14 protein-coding genes and 1 tRNA gene are annotated in these 19,164 nt (G+C 33.3%); 5 read left to right on the top strand and 10 right to left on the bottom strand.

Features of this window, described 5'->3' with window-relative positions:
• Position 1: 1 nt before the first annotated feature.
• Positions 2–1,285 carry an MFS transporter gene (locus TD18_RS11495; protein ID WP_040252683.1) on the top strand — a complete coding sequence of 428 codons (1,284 nt, stop codon included), beginning with the start codon at positions 2–4 and terminating at the stop codon, positions 1,283–1,285.
• Positions 1,286–1,374: 89 nt separating this feature from the next.
• On the opposite strand, the gene TD18_RS11490 is transcribed toward TD18_RS11495, so the two are convergent.
• Both TD18_RS11490 and TD18_RS11485 read right to left on the bottom strand, forming a co-directional pair.
• Complete coding sequence (locus TD18_RS11490) at positions 1,375–2,148, bottom strand: UDP-2,3-diacylglucosamine diphosphatase (protein ID WP_394330405.1); 774 nt, start codon at positions 2,146–2,148, stop codon at positions 1,375–1,377.
• Positions 2,141–2,593, bottom strand: coding sequence for a 6-pyruvoyl trahydropterin synthase family protein (locus TD18_RS11485; protein WP_040252682.1), 453 nt, complete (start codon positions 2,591–2,593; stop codon positions 2,141–2,143). Before TD18_RS11485 ends, TD18_RS11490 begins: the two co-directional genes overlap by 8 nt.
• 110 nt (positions 2,594–2,703) lie before the next feature.
• Here TD18_RS11485 and TD18_RS11480 point away from each other — a divergent pair, with 110 nt between their 5' ends.
• Positions 2,704–3,360, top strand: coding sequence for a 2OG-Fe(II) oxygenase (locus TD18_RS11480; protein WP_040252681.1), 657 nt, complete (start codon positions 2,704–2,706; stop codon positions 3,358–3,360).
• A 282-nt stretch (positions 3,361–3,642) separates the two neighbouring features.
• On the opposite strand, the gene TD18_RS11475 is transcribed toward TD18_RS11480, so the two are convergent.
• Both TD18_RS11475 and TD18_RS11470 read right to left on the bottom strand, forming a co-directional pair.
• A complete protein-coding gene (locus TD18_RS11475) occupies positions 3,643–4,977 on the bottom strand; it encodes an MATE family efflux transporter (RefSeq protein WP_040253012.1) in 1,335 nt (444 codons plus the stop codon).
• Entirely contained in the window at positions 4,974–5,474 is a 501-nt protein-coding gene (locus TD18_RS11470; RefSeq protein ID WP_040252679.1) for a GNAT family N-acetyltransferase, read from the bottom strand. Before TD18_RS11470 ends, TD18_RS11475 begins: the two co-directional genes overlap by 4 nt.
• 56 nt (positions 5,475–5,530) lie before the next feature.
• On the opposite strand from TD18_RS11470, the gene TD18_RS11465 reads away from it, so the two are divergent.
• Positions 5,531–6,325 (top strand): universal stress protein, encoded by a 795-nt coding sequence (locus TD18_RS11465; RefSeq protein WP_040252677.1) that lies wholly within the window; start codon positions 5,531–5,533, stop codon positions 6,323–6,325.
• 3 nt (positions 6,326–6,328) lie between these two features.
• Positions 6,329–6,402, top strand: a tRNA-Ala gene (locus TD18_RS11460).
• Positions 6,403–6,407: 5 nt separating this feature from the next.
• On the opposite strand, the gene TD18_RS11455 is transcribed toward TD18_RS11460, so the two are convergent.
• The 5 genes from TD18_RS11455 to TD18_RS11435 all read right to left on the bottom strand — a co-directional run bounded on the left by TD18_RS11455 (position 6,408) and on the right by TD18_RS11435 (position 15,978).
• Positions 6,408–7,247, bottom strand: coding sequence for an alpha/beta hydrolase family protein (locus TD18_RS11455; RefSeq protein WP_040252675.1), 840 nt, complete (start codon positions 7,245–7,247; stop codon positions 6,408–6,410).
• Between the two features lie 2 nt (positions 7,248–7,249).
• Complete coding sequence (locus tag TD18_RS11450; RefSeq protein ID WP_040252673.1) at positions 7,250–10,012, bottom strand: PD-(D/E)XK nuclease family protein; 2,763 nt, start codon at positions 10,010–10,012, stop codon at positions 7,250–7,252.
• 70 nt (positions 10,013–10,082) lie between these two features.
• On the bottom strand, positions 10,083–11,444 hold the full coding sequence (locus tag TD18_RS11445; protein WP_040252672.1) for an OmpA family protein: 1,362 nt from the start codon (positions 11,442–11,444) through the stop codon (positions 10,083–10,085).
• A 133-nt stretch (positions 11,445–11,577) separates the two neighbouring features.
• Positions 11,578–12,771 (bottom strand): glycine C-acetyltransferase, encoded by a 1,194-nt coding sequence (gene kbl, locus TD18_RS11440; RefSeq protein WP_040252671.1) that lies wholly within the window; start codon positions 12,769–12,771, stop codon positions 11,578–11,580.
• Positions 12,772–12,792: 21 nt separating this feature from the next.
• Positions 12,793–15,978: a UvrD-helicase domain-containing protein gene (locus tag TD18_RS11435; protein WP_052461149.1), complete on the bottom strand. Its 3,186-nt coding sequence runs from the start codon at positions 15,976–15,978 to the stop codon at positions 12,793–12,795.
• Positions 15,979–16,057: 79 nt separating this feature from the next.
• On the opposite strand from TD18_RS11435, the gene TD18_RS11430 reads away from it, so the two are divergent.
• Positions 16,058–16,666 (top strand): superoxide dismutase, encoded by a 609-nt coding sequence (locus TD18_RS11430; protein WP_040252670.1) that lies wholly within the window; start codon positions 16,058–16,060, stop codon positions 16,664–16,666.
• A gap of 574 nt (positions 16,667–17,240) precedes the next feature.
• On the opposite strand, the gene TD18_RS11425 is transcribed toward TD18_RS11430, so the two are convergent.
• Positions 17,241–19,139 carry an amidophosphoribosyltransferase gene (locus TD18_RS11425; protein ID WP_040252669.1) on the bottom strand — a complete coding sequence of 633 codons (1,899 nt, stop codon included), beginning with the start codon at positions 19,137–19,139 and terminating at the stop codon, positions 17,241–17,243.
• Between the last annotated feature and the right edge of the window lie 25 nt (positions 19,140–19,164).

The raw sequence follows: 19,164 nt of genomic DNA, 5'->3' as shown, positions 1-19,164 counted from the left end.
TATGGCGAAACAAGATCCTTACGCAGCGTTGCGATACAGAGAATTCAATATGTTTATATTAGTTCGTTTCGCCTTAGTGTTTGCCTGGTCGATGCAATTTGTAATCATCGAATGGCAGGTATATGCACTTACAAAAGATCCCTTGTATATTGGTTTAATCGGACTTATGGAAATTATTCCAGCACTAGGTATGGCTTTGTTTGCAGGGCATATCGTCGACCAAAAAGAAAAGCGGAATCTCCTTGCAGTTTGTATTGCTCTATTTTCAATCATAAGCTTTGCACTGTTTTGGATTACATCACCTGAAGTTTCAGCAACCTGGTCTGTAAAACATATTTTATATGCTATTTATGCCTTGGTATTTTTTGGTGGACTATTACGCTCGTTTTTCGGACCTTCAATATTTTCATTAGTAGCACTCATTGTTCCGAAGAAAGTATATCCGAATGCAGCAACCTGGAATAGTTCTACATGGCAAATGGCTCGAGTATTAGGTGTTACTTTTGCTGGTTTTTCAATAGGATGGCTGGGCGAAAACGAACAAATGGGAGTACATTGGTCACTATGTATCGTTTTTGGCTTGGTGATGTTTTCATTACTCATGTTGTTTCAAGTGAAAAGAAAACCTATTTTAAATCCCAATATCGGCGAACCTGTTATGAAAAGTTTAAAGGAAGGTGTCAACTTTGTGTTTAAAACAAAGGCTATTTTAGGGGCTCTTACCTTAGATATGATTTCAGTTTTATTTGGAGGAGCAATTGCTTTAGCTGCTGTTTTTGCAACCGATATTTTGGATGCTGGTCCGGAAGGTTTCGGAATTTTAGTAGCAGCACCAAATGTTGGCTCATTTTTAACAATGTTAGTAACAGCCTATATTCCAATTGTGAAAAAAGCGGGGTTAAAGTTGTTGGTTGCTGTTTTTGGTTTTGGATTAAGTATTATTGCTTTCGGATTATCGACTGTCTTTTGGATGTCTGTAGTAGCTTTATTCTTAAGTGGAGTTTTCGATGGTGTTTCGATGGTTATTCGTCAAACAATATTACAACTTAAAACACCAGATCATATGCGAGGTCGCGTATCTTCGGTAAATTCGATGTTTGTTGGATCATCTAATGAGCTTGGTGCTTTTGAAAGTGGATTAACAGCTAAAATAATGGGAACAGCGACAGCAGTTGTTTTTGGAGGAACTATGACGCTGATTACAGTTGTAACTACAGCTTTTGTGTCACCATCTTTCCGAAGATTAGATTTAGCGAAGGACTTAGAAGAGCACGAAAAAGATTAGGGGTCCCTTTTAATCTAACTATTTTTCAGTTGTTTTCCTGATTTTATTTAGATTGACAGTTGTTTGTCCTTCAGAACGACATAAAGCATTTAATTGAAGGTCTTCAACTCAAAACTTTCGCCATCAAAAACACCATAGGTAAAATATTGAATCCAATCCCCAAGATTCACATACTTTGAATTGTTTTCTAAATCTACTGTCATAGGTAAGTGACGATGTCCATACACAAAAAAGTCGCGATGTGCTTCTTTTAATTTTGAACTACTATATTGAATGAGCCATTCTTTATCAGCGCCTAAATATGTGGCATCATGTTCGCCAGATATCAGCTTGTTTTTAACGGAAAGGTATTGTGCAACTCTCATTCCAATATCTGGATGCATCCATTTAAATAAGAATTTAAAAACAGGGTTAGTAAACACTTTTTTCATACGTTTATACCCTTTGTCGAAAGGCCCTAAACCATCTCCATGAGCAATGTAAAACGAGGTCTCGTTAAAGATAAATTCTTTTGGTTTATGGAATACAGGGATATTGAGTTCGGTTTCAAAATAGCCATTCATCCATAAGTCGTGGTTTCCAACAAAGAAATAAATTGGAATGCCTGAATCGCTAATTTCAGCAAGTTTTCCTAAAGTTCTAACAAAACCTTTTGGGACAACGGTACCGTATTCAAACCAGAAATCGAATAAATCACCTAATAAAAAAATGGCTGCAGCATCTTTTTTCACTTCGTCTAACCAGGCAACAAATTTCTTTTCACGAGGCAGAGAAGCCTCCATGGTTGGCGCTCCCAAATGATTGTCTGAAGCAAAATAGATGAATTTGCCTTGTGGAATTTTTATGTGCGTTGGTTTAGTCATTATCTGAAGCAAACCACTGAGCATAAGAGGTTGCTGTTTCTTGCAATTTTAAAGAGTGTAGCTGAATATTTTTGGGTAATCTTTTCTTTATTTTTTCAGCAAAATCAATGACCATCATCTCACTGGTAGGTTGATAATCTACAAGCAGCACATTGTGATCTCTTTCTTTTAATTCTTTTGCCAGTTCAACATGTGGTGTGTTTTTATTAAACACAGTTGCATGATCGAAGACGTCAACAATTTCCTCCTTTACTATTTTTTTAAGGTCACTAAAATCGATAACCATTCCGAATTTAACATTGGAAGTATCTGAAATAGGTGTGCCAATAACAGTTACGTCTAATCTGTAACTATGTCCGTGAACATTTTTACATTTTCCGTCATAACCGTACAAGGCATGACCTGTTTCAAAAGAGAACTGTTTTGTAATGCGAATGTTACTCATCTAAAGTTTATTTTCACTACAAAGATATTCATTTTGTAAAAGCAATCAGATTTTAGATTACATTTGCTGGCTTTTAACTAAAAAAGCGAATTTATAACAATGATAATCAAATGATTAAACTGTTGCCAAATGAGCTTTTTGAGAATATACCTTTCCTCGAAAACCCAGTTTATGAACAAATTATCAATGATATTAGTTTAAAAAACTATAGTATTATTGACGATTTTTTTCCTTCAGAAACCGTTTTTAAATTGCGACAATCCCTACTTGAGAAACATGAGGCAGACCGTTTTAAAAAAGCAGCTATCGGAAACCGACTTAATGAGACTATCATAAAGTCGATTAGAGGTGATCAAATTTTATGGATTGATGAAACACTTTCTAATGATGCAGAACTTCTCTTTTTTGATAGAATCAATGATTTGGTTACTTATCTCAATAAAACATGTTTTATGGGAATTTTACAGAAAGAGTTTCACTATGCATTATATCCCAAAGACACATTTTATAAGCGTCATATTGATACGTTTATAAATGACGACAGGCGAAAACTTTCAATCGTTTGTTATTTAAACGAAGAAGACTGGAAACCAGAAAATGGAGGTGAACTAGTGTTATATTTAAACGATAATGGTATAGAGACTGAAAACGTAATTTATCCGTTTCCGGGACGAATTGTAATTTTCGAAAGTCAAATCATCGAACACGAAGTAAAACCTGTAGAAACTGAACGTTTAAGTATTACAGGATGGTTAAAAACAAGGTAATTAGCGTCTTTTATTTCGATTGATGAAATAAACAACAACTAGTACAATTCCTAAAATAAGGAATAAACCACTTCCACTCATAAATGACATGATATCCATAGACTATTTTTTAGATTTATTTTTAAAATAGCGAAACACAAAGAACGCTAAAACTAAAATAATGATGTAAGGTAGATTCTGTCCAATGGCATAACCAACATTGTAACCAGACTCGTAAGGCTCAGAATTTTGAAACAGGGATATTAAACGCACATTCATACGGACTTAAATTATGGTTTAAAGTTACGTTTTTTGGGAAAGCGATAAAAATTGTTGCCTAAATTTTATAATTAGGGGAATTCCTCTGGCGATGATCCACAATGTTAAAGCAATAAATATAGCATAGAGTTTTAGGTCGAAACTGTCTAACCAAAACAGCACAGGAATAAACACCAGTCCTGTAGATAATAACAATAGATTTCTTAAAAATTTCATTTTACCCATACCTTTAAACATCCCATCAAAAATAAACGCCAAGGCACAAAGTGGTTGCATGGCTAAAACTATCCAAAATACCTTATAAAATTCATTTAGTACCAATTGATCTTGTGTAAAAACCGAACCGATAAAAGTATATGAGACTAAGCCTAATACTGCTAAAATAATTCCGACACCGATACCGCATTTAATTAGAAACTGACTTAACTCAACCAGTTTTTTATAATTTTTAGCACCTAAATATTTTCCAGAGAGAATGTTTCCAGCACTTGCATATCCATCAATAATAAATGCACCTAAAAACCAAAGATTAATGGCAATGGTATAAGCTGCAATATATTCCGTTCCGTAGGAGGTTGCAAAACGAGTCGCGAAATATAATGTAGCATTAAGCGCTAAGGTTCTCACAAATAAGTTAAGAATCATGAAAACAAAATTTTTGATTTCGGGATTAAATGGAAATGTTACTTTTAATGAAATGTCTGTCTTTTTCAACAAGAAGTAAGCTGAACATAATGCCATGGTAACTTGAGCAATCACACTTGCATAAGCTGCACCTTTAATATGCATAGGATTTACAATGCCTTCAATTCCATATACCAAAGCGAAATCTAAAATGATATTGACAATGGTTCCAATAATAGCTATAATCATTGGGTAATAGGTGTTTTGAAGCCCTCTAAACGTACCAAAAATAGCAATAGTAAAGAGAGTAAATGGAAATCCGAAAACACGAATATGGTAGTAGTCTACACTATATTCTAAAATAAGATTGGATGCATTATAGAGTTTAAAAATTTGAGATGCAAATGGCCAGGTGGTGACTATGATTAAGATACTAAGTGATGTGATTATAAAGATTGCCTGAGCTGGTAAGTTTTTTACTTTGTTCAATTTGTTGGCACCAAGATGCTGAGAAACGATAGATGATATTGCACTTCTCGTTTGCCCTAAAACCCAAATAAGCATCGAAATAAAAGTGCCAACAATGCCAACAGCAGCTAAAGATTCGGCAGCATTATAATCAACGTTACCTATAATGGCTGTGTCCGTTAACGACAGAATAGGTTCTGCAACTCCAGCAATTAAAGCAGGAATGGCGAGTTTATTGATGTTTTTTAATGTGATATCTGTTTTCAAAGGATCAATTCGTAACAATAAAATGGGTGTTCACTTTGCTTTGGAAAATAAATAGAATCCAGTTTTTTGTAGCCACGAAGTTCGTAAAACTTTTGGTTTCTAAGGTTCTGTGAAAAGGTGTCTAATCTTATAGACGCATAGTTATTTTCAATTGAAAATGTTTCAGCATAATCCATCAGCATCTGTGCATAACCTTTTCCTTGATGGTCTGGACGAATTGCTAATCGATGAATATAACTATTATTTTGATTTGGAGTTAGCCATGAAACAGGAAGGTATTCATCATCTATTAGGCTTGATATAACCATACAACCAATAATTATGCTTTCAACTTCTAAGACATAAAGTTCACCTCGTGTAACATCATTTTCAAAAGCAGTTCTATTTGGATAGTTCTCGTTCCATTGGTATATATGTTTGCCAACCATATCATCAGTGCAAGCTTCCGTAATTCCTACTATAGTATCAATATCTTTTAGAGTTGCTTTTCTAATCATTATTAATAGTTATCTTTGTCCAAAATTTATACAAAGTTACCCTTAAATATTTGATTATGAAGTCTATTTTAGTTCCTGTTGGTACATCAAAAAATGCCGTAAGTCATTTACAATACGCAGTTGATTTTGCTTATGCTTTTGGTGCAAAGTTATATGTAGTTCAAGTGTATAATGTTTACACTAAAGCTGGAACGATGATGAAAGTAGATGAAATGATAGAGCGTGAGAGCTTAGGATTTTTGAAGAATCATGTGAATCAAGTTAATCAAAGAAACGTCGAGATAGTTTTGAAAGTATTTAAAGGGAAGCTTGCTGATACTTTAGAATTGGCTTGTAAAACTTTAGATGTGGATTTAATCCTTTTAGAGCCAAGAACGAATTCTGTAAAAGATGAAGTGTATTTGGGCAAAACGTCAGGTAAGATTGTAAAACAAACCAATATTCCTGCTTTAATCGTGCCTGAAGGGTATACCTTTAAGCCAATTGTGAAGATTTTATTGGCCATGAAATCGGCGATAATCAAAAAGGAAGATGCTTTAACGCCTTTAATGGATATTAAAAATCAATTTAAGGCAGTCTTGAATTTACTTCTTGTAAAAACAACCTATCATACTGAAGGTGATTTGGATGTGAAGGAGAACTTGGCAAAACACATTACAAACACTACTATTGCTGAAAATGTAACGACCTATCAAGGTGTTTTAGAACATTATAAAGAAAACAATCCAGATTTATTGTGTGTCGTAAGACGTAAACGCGGATTCTTTATGAAGAAATGGGAAAACAATACTATTTTAAAAAAGGATTTTAGCAGTAAGTTACCTGTATTAGTTTTAAAAGGACTTAAGTAATTTGGGGATGTAGCTCAGTTGGCTAGAGTGCTTGACTGGCAGTCAAGAGGTCACGGGTTCGAATCCCGTCTTCTCCACATTTTTATTTGATAAATGCAATGCTTTTATGAACGACTAAATCTAATGATTTTGGTAATTTTACATTTTCCCAAGGATGAGAAGCTCCAAAAACATGATTAGAGTTGGTAATCTTATAAAGGTCACTCTTAGGATTCCATAAATGTAAGTTTTCAGCTTCAGAAAACTTTACAGCTTCGTCTTCTAGACTATGAATAATTAATTGTGGTATTCTAATGTTTTCAGTAGCTTTTTTAATATTCAATCGGTCTTTATTTGCTAAATAATCGTCATAAAACTGAAAGTAATGAGGCATATGTTGTTTTGTTCTCCCATTTAAAACATATTTCACGCCATGGTATTTCCATGCACTAATATCTTCATTTGATCCAAAACGAGAACCAAAATCGCTTATACTTGCCCATGTAATTAGTGAGGTAATTCGCTGATCTTCGGAAGCCTTTATGATTGAAATTCCTCCGCCTCGAGAGTGGCCAACAAGTGTGATGTTCTTGGTGTCAATAATGTTTTTGTACGGAAAGTTTTCAGACAAAATAAAATTTAGAATATCATCTAAATCATTAAGCTCTTTGGTATAATTGTTTTCGGCAAAAGCGTCTAGGTCAGGAAAATCTATCGGATTTTCGACTGTTCCACCATTATGTGAAAAATTAAATTTCACAAAAAACAGATCTTGTTCGCTAAACATTTCTGCAACTAAGTCCCAAGCTCCCCAATCCTTAAAACCTTTATAACCATGACAAAAAATAACAAGAGGCTTTTTTGTACTATCAGATTTAAAATAAGCATCCCAAACTATTGGTTTATTATCTATTCTTTGAAGGATTTGATGTTTTACAATCATGTTTACAGTTCTTTTTCAACAAAATTAATTGAAGGATTACAGATTTCTAATATGAGTTTTTTAAGTTCGAACTCATAAGCTAATAATGTGTCTTCAGTAATTAAGTTATCCTTAGTTCTGGTACCTTGAGACTCCTTTTTACCAAATTTTATAAACCCTGAATTTAGTTTTTTAAATGAAATGATGCCAGCTTCAACAGGTAATGTTATTTTGCCTTCTTGGTGCATCATATAGGCGTACATTAATATTTGAAAACTTTTACTATACTTGTCGTAATCTGTTGTAATGTCCTCCCAGTTTACAATTTCAACTTTGTTTTGATCTACACGACCACTTTTATAATCTATAATTCTGGTGACACCATTGTAGCTATCTACACGATCTACTTTTCCTTTTAAAACAATAGGATGGCTTATACCTTCAATATCTATGGAAACTTCATTTTCGGTTTCAATTGCAATAATTTTGATAGTGTTTCCTTCTTTTAAAGCTTGTTTCTCTAGCTTTAGAAAATTAGAGATATAGTGTTTCGCGATTTCATAAATGATTAGATTTTTACCTTTAGTAATATCACCTTCTTTATATTCAGATTTAAAATGTTTGCCAACGGTGACATCTATTTTAGTCATCATTTCCTTTATCATCTCTAAAGTTAATAATTGACCTTCGATAGCCTTATAGAAATCTTCAAGCGTATTATGAATTATAGTTCCTAATGTGTTTAGAGCTACGCTTTCTTCAACATCTTCATATTGTTTAATGCCTAATATTTTTTCATAATAGAAGGCTATAGGATTTCTTATATAGTTTGTTAATGACGATGGTGAAAATCCAGATTTTGAAAACTGTTTTATTTGGTTTATTATGTTTTGTGATTTCGAAATCTCAATCAGATTTTGATTGATTATTGGAACCTTAGGAGAAACAACGTAATGTACAATATCATGAGAATCATCAATATCAAGCTGCGTTATAAAGCGACTTTTTTCTCCTCCATTTAAAACATCAGGCTCCGTATTATAAATAAGGTGTACATTTTTCGCTCTTTGTAATAGCCTGTAAAAATGATAGGTGTAAACAGCATCTTTTTCTTTATAAGTAGGCATCTCATTTTCAAGCTTCACATCGAACGGAATAAATGAATTGTTGCTTTTACCAGCTGGTAGTATACCTTCATTAACTGATGTGATAATTACTGTATCAAAGTCAAGAACTCGTGACTCTAACATTCCCATAATTTGTAACCCTTTAAGAGGTTCACCTTTAAAGTCTAAGGTTTCACTTTTCAGGAGTTCTTTATATAATCCAAAAAGTACCGATATACTATTTACATACGAGTAGGTATTATTTAAAGTATTTAATTCATTGAAAACGACATTAAAACGGTATAAATATTCTAAAGCCAATAAATTTTCGGTCTTATTTTGATCGAGCGAGTTTTTTATTTCCAGAATTAATTGAGCGCATTTTTTTAGGGCTATTTCCGAATTGTTTTGCCATGGACCAAAAAGCAATACCATAAGATCAGATTTTGTGTCGGCAAGCAATTCTAGTTTATGCAGCGATAAATAACTCATGTTATTTTGCTGTATGTCATAAATAATTTGGTCAGAAATGTTATTACCTTCAATATTGAAAAGTGGTTTTACAAACTGATTTGTGAGGATAGAAATCACATCTTTATAGTAAAGTAATGGTGCGTCAGATTTGTGTATTCTAAAAAGATCTTCAAATAATGAAGCCATAGGGATGCTTCCCAAGGGCAATCCCATTGTAATATTTATTGGTCCGATACCTTCAGGGATGGAATTCAGTAATGGAATCAGTAAGGATTCATCTCCTAAAACTATTGCTGTATGTTCAAAGGATATGTGTTGTTCTTTTAGAATCGTTAATAATTCTCCGACATATTTTATTTGGCCAATATTTTTAGGTGTTCCAACACAAGTTATATTTTTAGTTGTAGTATAATGGTTTGACAACCAGTTAAACCGTTCTTTTCTAAAATAGCGCCAACGAGCTTTGTGAGCTCTTATAAATAAACCAGCATCATGAATGTTATCCTCAACAAATTTGGAGTCTATGTCCCAATAGATATGTGCTAAATTTTGCTGAAGTAATTCTTGTATAATAATTTCCTCAGCTTTGTTTAATGCATTAAAACCAACAAATACATATTTTTCATTTGTTTTTGAAACGATAAATTGTTCGAGATTTTCAATGGCTTCTCTGTAAACCAGACCTTGATATCCCTTTTTGTTATGAAGCAGCTCAAGGTTTAATTCTGAATAAAATAATTTTAAACGATTCCAGAATAATAGATAGTTTTTTACGTAAGTTGTTTGATTTTCATCGATTGACCAATGTTGAAGTTCTATTTCTTTAATAGCATTGAGATAATCAAAGATTTTTTTTGATGGAACGAGATATCGATCAATTTCATTGAAATCCTGCAGAAGGATTTGAGCCCATTTTGAAAAGGTATCAAATGCTTCAACTTGATCTTTAGGTGTGTGTTTAAGATATACCTTGTAAAACTCAAATAGGAGCTCTGTATTGTTGGCGTATTTGAGGTCGGAAAGCGTTTCTACAAATTCCTCAATAGAAAGAATAGAAGGAGCAAAAATAGTTTGGTTGAGGTGATTAGATATATGACTTTTAAGAAAAACGCCTGCTCTTTTGCTTGGTAAAATGAATGTCAATTTAGAGAATTCTACATTCTTTTTTTGAAGGTCGAGCACTACGTCGTTAATAAAACTTGTCATAGTATAAAAATAAAAAACGCTCCGAATTTCGGAGCGTTTTTCAAAACTTATTTGTGATGTTTAATAAAACTTATTTTTTAAGTTTTACTTCAACACGTCTGTTATTAGCTTTACCTGCTCTTGTTTTGTTTGTGTCGATTGGATAATCTTCTCCAAAACCTTTAGCAGTTAATCTGTCAGCGTTAATACCATTAGCAATTAAGTAATCTCTTACTGCATTAGCTCTTCTTTCAGATAATATTTGGTTAGATGATTTTGCACCATCACTATCAGTATGACCTTCTATAGAGAAGTTAGCTCTTGGGTATTCTTTAAAGATCGCAGTCATTGCTTGTAATACAGCATCTGTCTCTGATTTGAAAGAAGCTTTACCTGAGTTGAATAAGATAGTTCTAGCATAGCTATTTAACTCTTCCATTACTTCAGCAGTAGGATTAACTTCTGGGCAACCGTTGTTAGCTACAGTACCAGCTTCATTAGGACATTTATCATCTTTATCTAATACACCGTCACCGTCAGTATCTGGCCAAGGACATCCTTTGTTTGCAGATGGACCCGCTTCGTTAGGACAATCATCAACATTGTCAGCTACTCCGTCATTATCAGCATCTGGACAACCGTTAAGAGCTGCAAGACCTGCTACTGTAGGACAATCATCATTTTTATCAGCTACACCATCTCCATCAGAATCAGGGCAACCATTAAATTCAGCTAAACCAGCTTCGTTAGGACAATCATCTTTAGCATCTTCGATACCATCATTGTCAGAATCTGGACAACCGTTAAATGCTTCTAAACCAGGAACATCTGGACAAGCATCGTTTTTATCATAGATACCATCACCATCGGTGTCTTTTCCACCAAACTTAACTGAGATACCCATTGAGTGTTGCCAGTGATTTTCTAAATAATCTTCAAAAGCAGTTTTGTAAGTTGTTTGAGCTGTTAAAGCTATGTTATCACTAAACCAATAGTTGATACCTAAAGCACCATTAAAAGTACCTGCTCCAATTTCATCAACCCAAGTGTAACCACCACCAACACCTAAATAAGGATCAATGCTGTTAGACTTTATAAGATTCATAAAACTGTAAGATACCGTACCATCTACAGCATAGTATGATAAGTTATTTACTTTAGTATCACCAAATTTAGTGATTTCGTTAATAGAACCTGTTGCTGTTAAGCTAAAACCTGAACTTAAGTATCTAGAAACAGACACAGTTGATAAAGAAGGAATAATATTCCAGTGATCTTCTAGGTTAAAAAATTCGTCAAGAAATTCACCTCTTGGAGCTTCTTCTCCAACAGGATAAAGGTCAACCGCATTTACACCAATACTAATTTTCCAAGGGTTGTTTTCATCTTGTGCATTAGCATTGAAGCTTAAGGCAAGCAACAAAACGAAAAATAATCTGCTAAGATTTTTCATATTCTAATAATTTTAATTTTAAGTGTTATAAGTGTTAATTCTAAGCAAAAGTAAGTTGTTAAATTTTATTAACAAAGACAAATATATAAAAATATTGATTAGTTGCATTAAATTTAGGGAGTTTGGACTCAATTTAAATAATATTTAGTCGTTTTCCAACTTTTATAAAGGCTTCTATGGCTTTATCTAAATGGCTTTTTGTGTGCGCAGCTGAGAGTTGAACTCGTATTCTCGCTTTTTCTCTCGGAACTACAGGAAAGAAGAAGCCAATTACATAAATTCCTTCATCCAATAGCATTTTAGCCATAGTTTGAGAAAGTTTTGCGTCGTAAAGCATGACAGGTACAATAGCCGAATCACCATCAATTATGTCAAAACCGGCTTCTTTTAACCCTTTTTTGAAATAAGCAGTGTTTTCTTCTAGAGTATCTCTAAGTGATGTATCATTAGAAAGCATATCAAAAACTTTAATAGACGCTCCAACTATAGCAGGTGCTAAAGAATTTGAAAATAAATAAGGTCTTGATCGCTGTCTCAACATTTCTATGATTTCCTTTTTTCCTGTCGTATATCCTCCCATGGCACCACCAAGTGCCTTACCTAAGGTTCCTGTTATGATATCAATTTTACCCATAACACCCTTATCTTCAAGTGTACCACGACCAGTTTCTCCAATAAACCCTGTAGCATGACATTCATCAATCATAACCATAGCATCGTATTGTTCTGCTAAAGCAGAAATTTCATCTAGAGGTGCTACTAAGCCGTCCATGGAAAACACACCATCGGTTACAATAATCTTAAAGCGTGCACCATTTTCATTTGCAGCAATAAGTTGTTGTTCCAGATCCTTCATATCATTATTCTTATAACGATATCTGGCCGCTTTGCATAGTCGCACTCCATCAATAATGGATGCATGGTTCAATGCATCTGAAATAATTGCATCTTCTTTTCCAAGTAAAGGTTCGAAAACACCACCATTAGCATCAAAAGCAGCAGCGTATAAAATCGTGTCTTCAGTACCATAGAATTCTGCAATCTTAGCTTCTAAAGTTTTATGAATGTCTTGAGTTCCACAAATAAATCGAACAGATGACATTCCAAATCCATGTGTATCCATTACATCTTTAGCAGCCTGTATCACATCTGGATGAGATGAAAGTCCTAAATAGTTGTTAGCACAAAAATTTAAAACACGCTGACCAGTATTTAAGGTGATTTCTGCGCCTTGAGCTGATGTGATAATACGCTCTTCTTTAAAAAGACCGTCATCTTTTATGTTTTGTAATTCAGTTTGTAAATGTTCTTGTATTTTTCCGTACATAATTGCTAATTTTTGACAAATTTAAAATTCTTTTATAGTAATCTCGTCATTAATATAAATAAGAATTTTTTTAATGACTTTATAATTCATATCCTCTAAAACCAATTGATAATCGTAAAGTTGCTCTTGGTGTTTAGAGTTTGAGAGACCTGTCTTGTAATCTATGATGACTACTTCATTTTTTGAGTTAATCACAATTCGATCTGGTCTGAGAATTAGACCTTCTTTGGTTATAATATCTTGCTCATTATAAATAGTTGCTTCAGCCCTAAAATAAGGTTGAAGTTGTTTGTGATTTACAAGATTGTAAACTGTTGTTTTTAATACGTCATATTGCGAATCATTTATGATTCCTAAATGTTTATAATTTTCTAAGACGTATTCAATATCTTCGGAAGTTTTAATTTCAGACATGATATCGTGAATTAAATTCCCTTTTTCAATAGCATCTTCCTGAAATGTGTTCCACAAATAGCCTGAACTCGTTACAATATTTAAGTTATGCGCTTCTTTAGCTGTTGAAATAAATTCATTTTGGTAAACGGTATCATGTTTTGCTGGTTGTTCTTCTGAAGTTTTTTCAGGAGACCCAAAGCTATAAGTAAACGTGCTGTCTTCCCAACGATTAATAGTCTTTAAATAATTTATAAATAGACCAGAATAGTTATTAAGCTTTTCGGTTTGTGTTTTTTTATCGACGTCAAATTCTGAAATAATAAATAATTGTTCAGCAGCTCTGGTAAGGACAACATATAACAAATTGATGCTATCTAATTCAAGTTCCGATTGGTATTCATTATAGATAATACTACTGGTCTCATTATAATCTTCGAAGTCTTTATTAAGACTCAAATACAAATGTGAAAAGCCATTAAAATCCTTTTTTTCAACTGGAAACCAGATTTTTGGATTTAAATCATCATAAATACTTTGATTGGCATACGGAAAAATAACTACTGGAAATTCAAGACCTTTCGACTTGTGAATGGTCATAATTTGTACTGCGTTTTCGCCCTGAGGCGAGACAATACTCAAGGTGTCTTTTTTTCGATTCCAGTAGTCTAAGAAACCTGAAAGACTTGTATTGTACTTTTGAGAATAGTCTAACACTTCATCTAAGAAAAACTGAATATAAGCATTTGAAGTTGTATTGAGTTTAAATTGCCGAACAACACTTTCAATGGCTTCATAAATAGGCAATTGTAAAAACCGATTAAAATCAAATGCAAAACCAAAATCATTTAATGCTATAAATAGCGATAACACATCGTTGTTAATCAACTGACTAAAAAAATCATGTTTGTCTTCTAACACTAGCTGGTGCTCAGCTAAATAGCGTAAAACCTCTATTTTGATTTCATCATTTTTTGGTTGTATAGCTAAGGTTAAGATGTTTACTATAAAATTAACTTCTGGTGCATTTTTCAGCATCAAAGTTTCAGAAGACAAAATAGAATATTGCTTACCACTTAAGTATTCTGCAATGGCAACACCTTCCTTTTTTCGTCTCACAATTATGCAGATGTCTTTGAGTTCAAATCCGTTTTGCAAGGCTTTTTCAATCGAGTTTAGCACTGCTTTACAATACATGTCATTTTTATCGTCATCATCAATGTTTAAAAATGATAATTCAACATAGCCATCATCTTTATAAACGACTTCTTGATGTGCATTTTTATAAATGTATTGATGCTTTGGGTTTGAAAACGCAAAATCAGCTATATGATCAAAAAAGGTATTGTTGAATTTTACTATTTCTCTAAAACTTCTGTAATTAGACGGAAGATTTTTAATTACTTTCTCTACATGAAATGGATTGCCATCAGAATATAAATCAATAAACTGTTCTGCTCGTCCACCTCGCCATCTGTAAATAGCTTGTTTTGCATCACCAACAATCATGGCAGTGCCAGTATCACCTTTTAAATTTTCTCCTGAAATAGTATTAGCAACTAACGGAATTAAATTTTGCCATTGTAAAACTGAGGTGTCTTGAAACTCATCAATAAAATAATGTTTAAATTTTTCGCCAATCCGTTCGTAAATAAAAGGTGTTGGTTGTTCTTTAATTTCCTTATTAATAATGGCGTTAAACTCTGAAATCAGTAATAAGTTTTCTTCTTCTTTTAAGTCATCAAGCGCGTGTTTTATGGCGCCTAAAACAGAAAGAGGTGTGATGTTGTTGAGTGCATTTTTTAGAAACTTGATCTGAAAAATGGCTTTTTTAGTGGTTTGAAAGGCATCAATTAATTGTTGACGAATGCCTTCAATAGTATTAGCAACATCTTCGGAAACTTTTTTCGGGTAAACTGGAAACCCTTCAATAAGGTCGTTTTGCCATTTGGTAGAAAACGATACGTTGAAATTTCCATCAGCCAGTTTCATAAAATGTTTAGGCAAATAGCTACTGGAAAAATCGGTATGTTCTATTTGAGTTTCTTGTATTAACTCGAGTACGGTTTTTGCAACTTCCGTGACTTGTTCAGAATAGCTTTTGAATTGCTCTTGTAAATTTGTTTTTAACGCTTTAAAATCCTGAAGTCTTTTGTCCTTTAACAAGTTTATAAACCAAATATCATTCTCACTAATCAATAGTTCTGAAATGGCATTAAAGTCATAAGAAATATCCCAGCTCTTATCGTCGTCTGTTTTTTCTATAGCAAAATCTACCAATACTTTTGTTAATTCCTTATCGCTTCCGGCTTTATCAATAAGTTTGTCTACAGCTTTACCTAACATGGTTTTGGTATCGAGTTCAACTTCAAAATTCACGGGAAGTTTTAAGTCATGTGCAAACGTTCGAATTAGTTTATGGTTAAACTTATCAATAGTAGAGATATCAAAAGCAGCATAATTATGAACTATAGTATGTAAAAGAAGTTTTGATCTTTCGTGTAGAACTTTAGGCGCTATGGTTAGATCTGTTGCAATGGTTTCAAACATACTATTTGAACCTTCAAAAATTGAGGCATCAGAAAACACTTTTAAGGTTTCAATAATGCGTTCCTTCATTTCACCAACAGCTTTGTTGGTAAATGTGAGTGCTAAAATATTTCTAAATGTCAGCAGACTATTTGATGCAAAGAGAATTTTTAAATAGTCCTGTACCAAAGTGTAGGTCTTTCCACTTCCAGCAGATGCATTGTAAATTGTAAAAGGAGTTTGCTTTTGCACGCTTAAAATTATAAAAACTATCAATGAGTTCATAGCTATTTTATATTTTTAATTGCGCTGTTTTATACGTAAATTTGGTATCATTAGATATTAACTTAAAAAATATAATATTATGGCTTTCGAATTACCGAAATTAAAATACGCTTATGACGCTTTAGAGCCTCACATTGATGCTCGTACAATGGAAATACATCACACAAAACATCATAACGGTTATACAACTAAACTTAATGCCGCAATTGAAGGCACAGCTTTAGAAGGAAAATCTATTGAAGATATTTTAGAGAACTTAGACATGAATAATTCTGCTGTTAGAAATAATGGTGGAGGTTTTTATAACCACTCCTTATTTTGGGATGTTATGAATCCTGAAGATCGAGGGTATTTGTCTGGAGATTTAAAAGATGCTATTGAAGCTGAATTTGGTTCCAAAGATGCGTTCATTGAGGCGTTTAGCAAAGCAGCAGCAACCCAGTTTGGATCAGGTTGGGCATGGTTGTGCGTGCACAAAGGAGGAAAAGTTGAAGTCTGTTCAACTCCAAATCAGGACAATCCTTTAATGCCAGGTGTGACGTGTGGAGGAACACCAATCTTAGGATTAGATGTTTGGGAGCATGCTTATTATTTGAATTACCAAAACAGACGACCAGATTACATTGATGCCTTTTTTAAGGTTATTAACTGGAATGAAGTTGAAAGACGTTACGCTGAAGCGAAATAAAAATAATTTATCCTGCAAGGTTTTAAAAATACCTTGTAGGTATTTTATAATTTAAAAGAGCAAGCTCATTTGAGTTTGCTTTTTTTATGCTTAGGAAATAAAATAGAAGTTGATTTTGATTGGAATTAAAAATGAAAAAGGATGAACAGTTGTTCATCCTTTTTGCCCCAAATCTACCATAAACTTAACCTACTTATGTTATGGTGAAACAAATATAAACGGACTTTTTTCTAATTGTTAAATTTATTAGACCAACGACGAATAAATTGGCTTAAACGGAAGAATTTACAATTAATGCCGTTTATAAGTGATAATGAAAGAAATACTTTAGATGATAATCAAAATAAATTGAAAGACAAGTTGTTAAATATATATTAACTTATGTTAATAAAAAAAGGTGAACATGTGTTCACCTTTTTTTGCCCCAAATCTACCATGAACTTAACCTACTTATGTTATGGTGATACCAATGTATGCGTATTTTACTTAATCCTATGTAAATATTAGACGAAATGCATTTTTTTCAGATAAACAGCAGTTTTTTTGGATAAAATGCTAAAATTGAGCATTTTATCTAGTAAGCTCTTTCTTTGTTTCCTTCGTAAAAATTAATGAATGCTCTGTTTACAACACGATTACCTCCAACGGTTGGATAGTTTCCTGTGAAATACCAGTCTCCTAAGTTTTCCGGACACGCTTTATGCAGATTTTCTATAGGTTGAAAAATCGTTTTTACTTTTGCCTTTACAGTAGTATCAGAAATTAATTCTGCAATTTTATCAGAAATCTCATCAGCTGTAAATTCACTATATAAATCTTTAACGTAGTTTATTACTTTATTATCTTTTAATTCAAGTTGAGCTTTGCATTTGTGATATACCTCTTCAACCAAATGGTATTTGTCGTTTTCTTTTAATAATTCTAACATGGCTCTAAAAGCGATTAAACTTTCAAGATTTGCCATATCAATTCCGTAGCAATCAGGATAACGAATTTGAGGCGCAGACGACACAACTACAATTTGTTTAGGATTTAAACGATCCATCATCTTAATAATACTTTTTTTAAGAGTTGTTCCTCTCACAATACTGTCGTCAATAATTACTAAATTATCTGTAGGCTTGATAACACCATAAGTAACATCATACACGTGAGCTACCAAATCATCACGACTACTGTCTTCGGTAATAAAGGTTCTCAGTTTGACATCTTTAATAGCAATTTTTTCTATTCTTGGCCTTTCGGAAAGGATTTCGGTGACTTTTTCTGCAGAAAGTTTACCGTTGCCATCTAAGATGGCTTGCGTTTTTCTTTCATTTAGATGCTTTTCCACAGTTTCTATCATTCCAAAGAACGAGGTTTCGGCAGTATTCGGAATATAAGAAAACACCGTATTTTTTGTGTCTTTGTCTATAGCTTCCAATACCTTAGGCATTAATAATTTTCCTAAATTTTTACGCTCTTGGTAAATTTCAGCATCACTTCCGCGAGAGAAATATATACGTTCAAATGAACAGGCTTTTCGTTCTAAAGGTTCAAGGATTTTTTTAATGGAAACTTCTCCAGATTTCTTAGTTATGATAGCATGTCCAGGAGCCAGTTCTTTAACATCTTCAAAGTTGACATTAAACACGGTTTGTATTACAGGTCGTTCTGAAGCAACCACTACGACTTCGTCATCTTCAAAATAATAGGTTGGTCTAATTCCAGCAGGATCTCTTAATACAAATGAATCTCCATGACCTAATAATCCAGCCATTGCATAACCTCCATCCCAGTTCTTAGAGGCTTTTTTCAAAATTTTAGCCACATTTAAGCGTTCAGCAATTAAGGGTGAACATTCGCTTTTACTATAACCTTCTTTCTTGAGATTTTTATATATTTTACTCACAGCATCATCCAAAAAGTGACCAATTTTTTCCATGATAGTTATGGTATCAGCTTTTTCTTTAGGATGCTGTCCAAGAGTTACCAAGCCATCAAACAGCTCGTTAACATTAGTCATGTTAAAATTACCAGCGACGATTAGATTTCTGTGCATCCAGTTATTTTGTCTTAAAAACGGATGTACACTTTCTACACTATTTTTTCCGAAAGTTCCATAACGAACGTGACCTAATAGTAATTCGCCGATATAAGGAATATGCTTTTTTTGAAGCGCTACATTATTCTGATATTCTGGGTGTTCAATAAACTCATCGTTGATACGCTCATTAATTTGAGCAAATATATCTTGAATAGGTTGCTGAGCAATCGATCGCACACGACTTATGTAGCGTTCACCAGGATGTGTATCTAATTTGATACTTGCAAATCCTGCTCCATCCTGACCTCGATTATGCTGCTTCTCCATCATAAGGTACATCTTATTTACACCGTAAAATGCACTTCCGTATTTTTCTTTGTAATACTCTAATGGTTTTTTTAGTCTTATGAGTGCAATTCCGCATTCATGTTTTAAAGCATCGCTCATTGTTGTGTTGTTGTTTTGAGTATAC

This window comes from Psychroserpens mesophilus (assembly GCF_000826645.1).
GTDB classification, from domain to species: domain Bacteria; phylum Bacteroidota; class Bacteroidia; order Flavobacteriales; family Flavobacteriaceae; genus Psychroserpens; species Psychroserpens mesophilus.
This window is presented reverse-complemented; position numbering and strand designations above follow the sequence as displayed.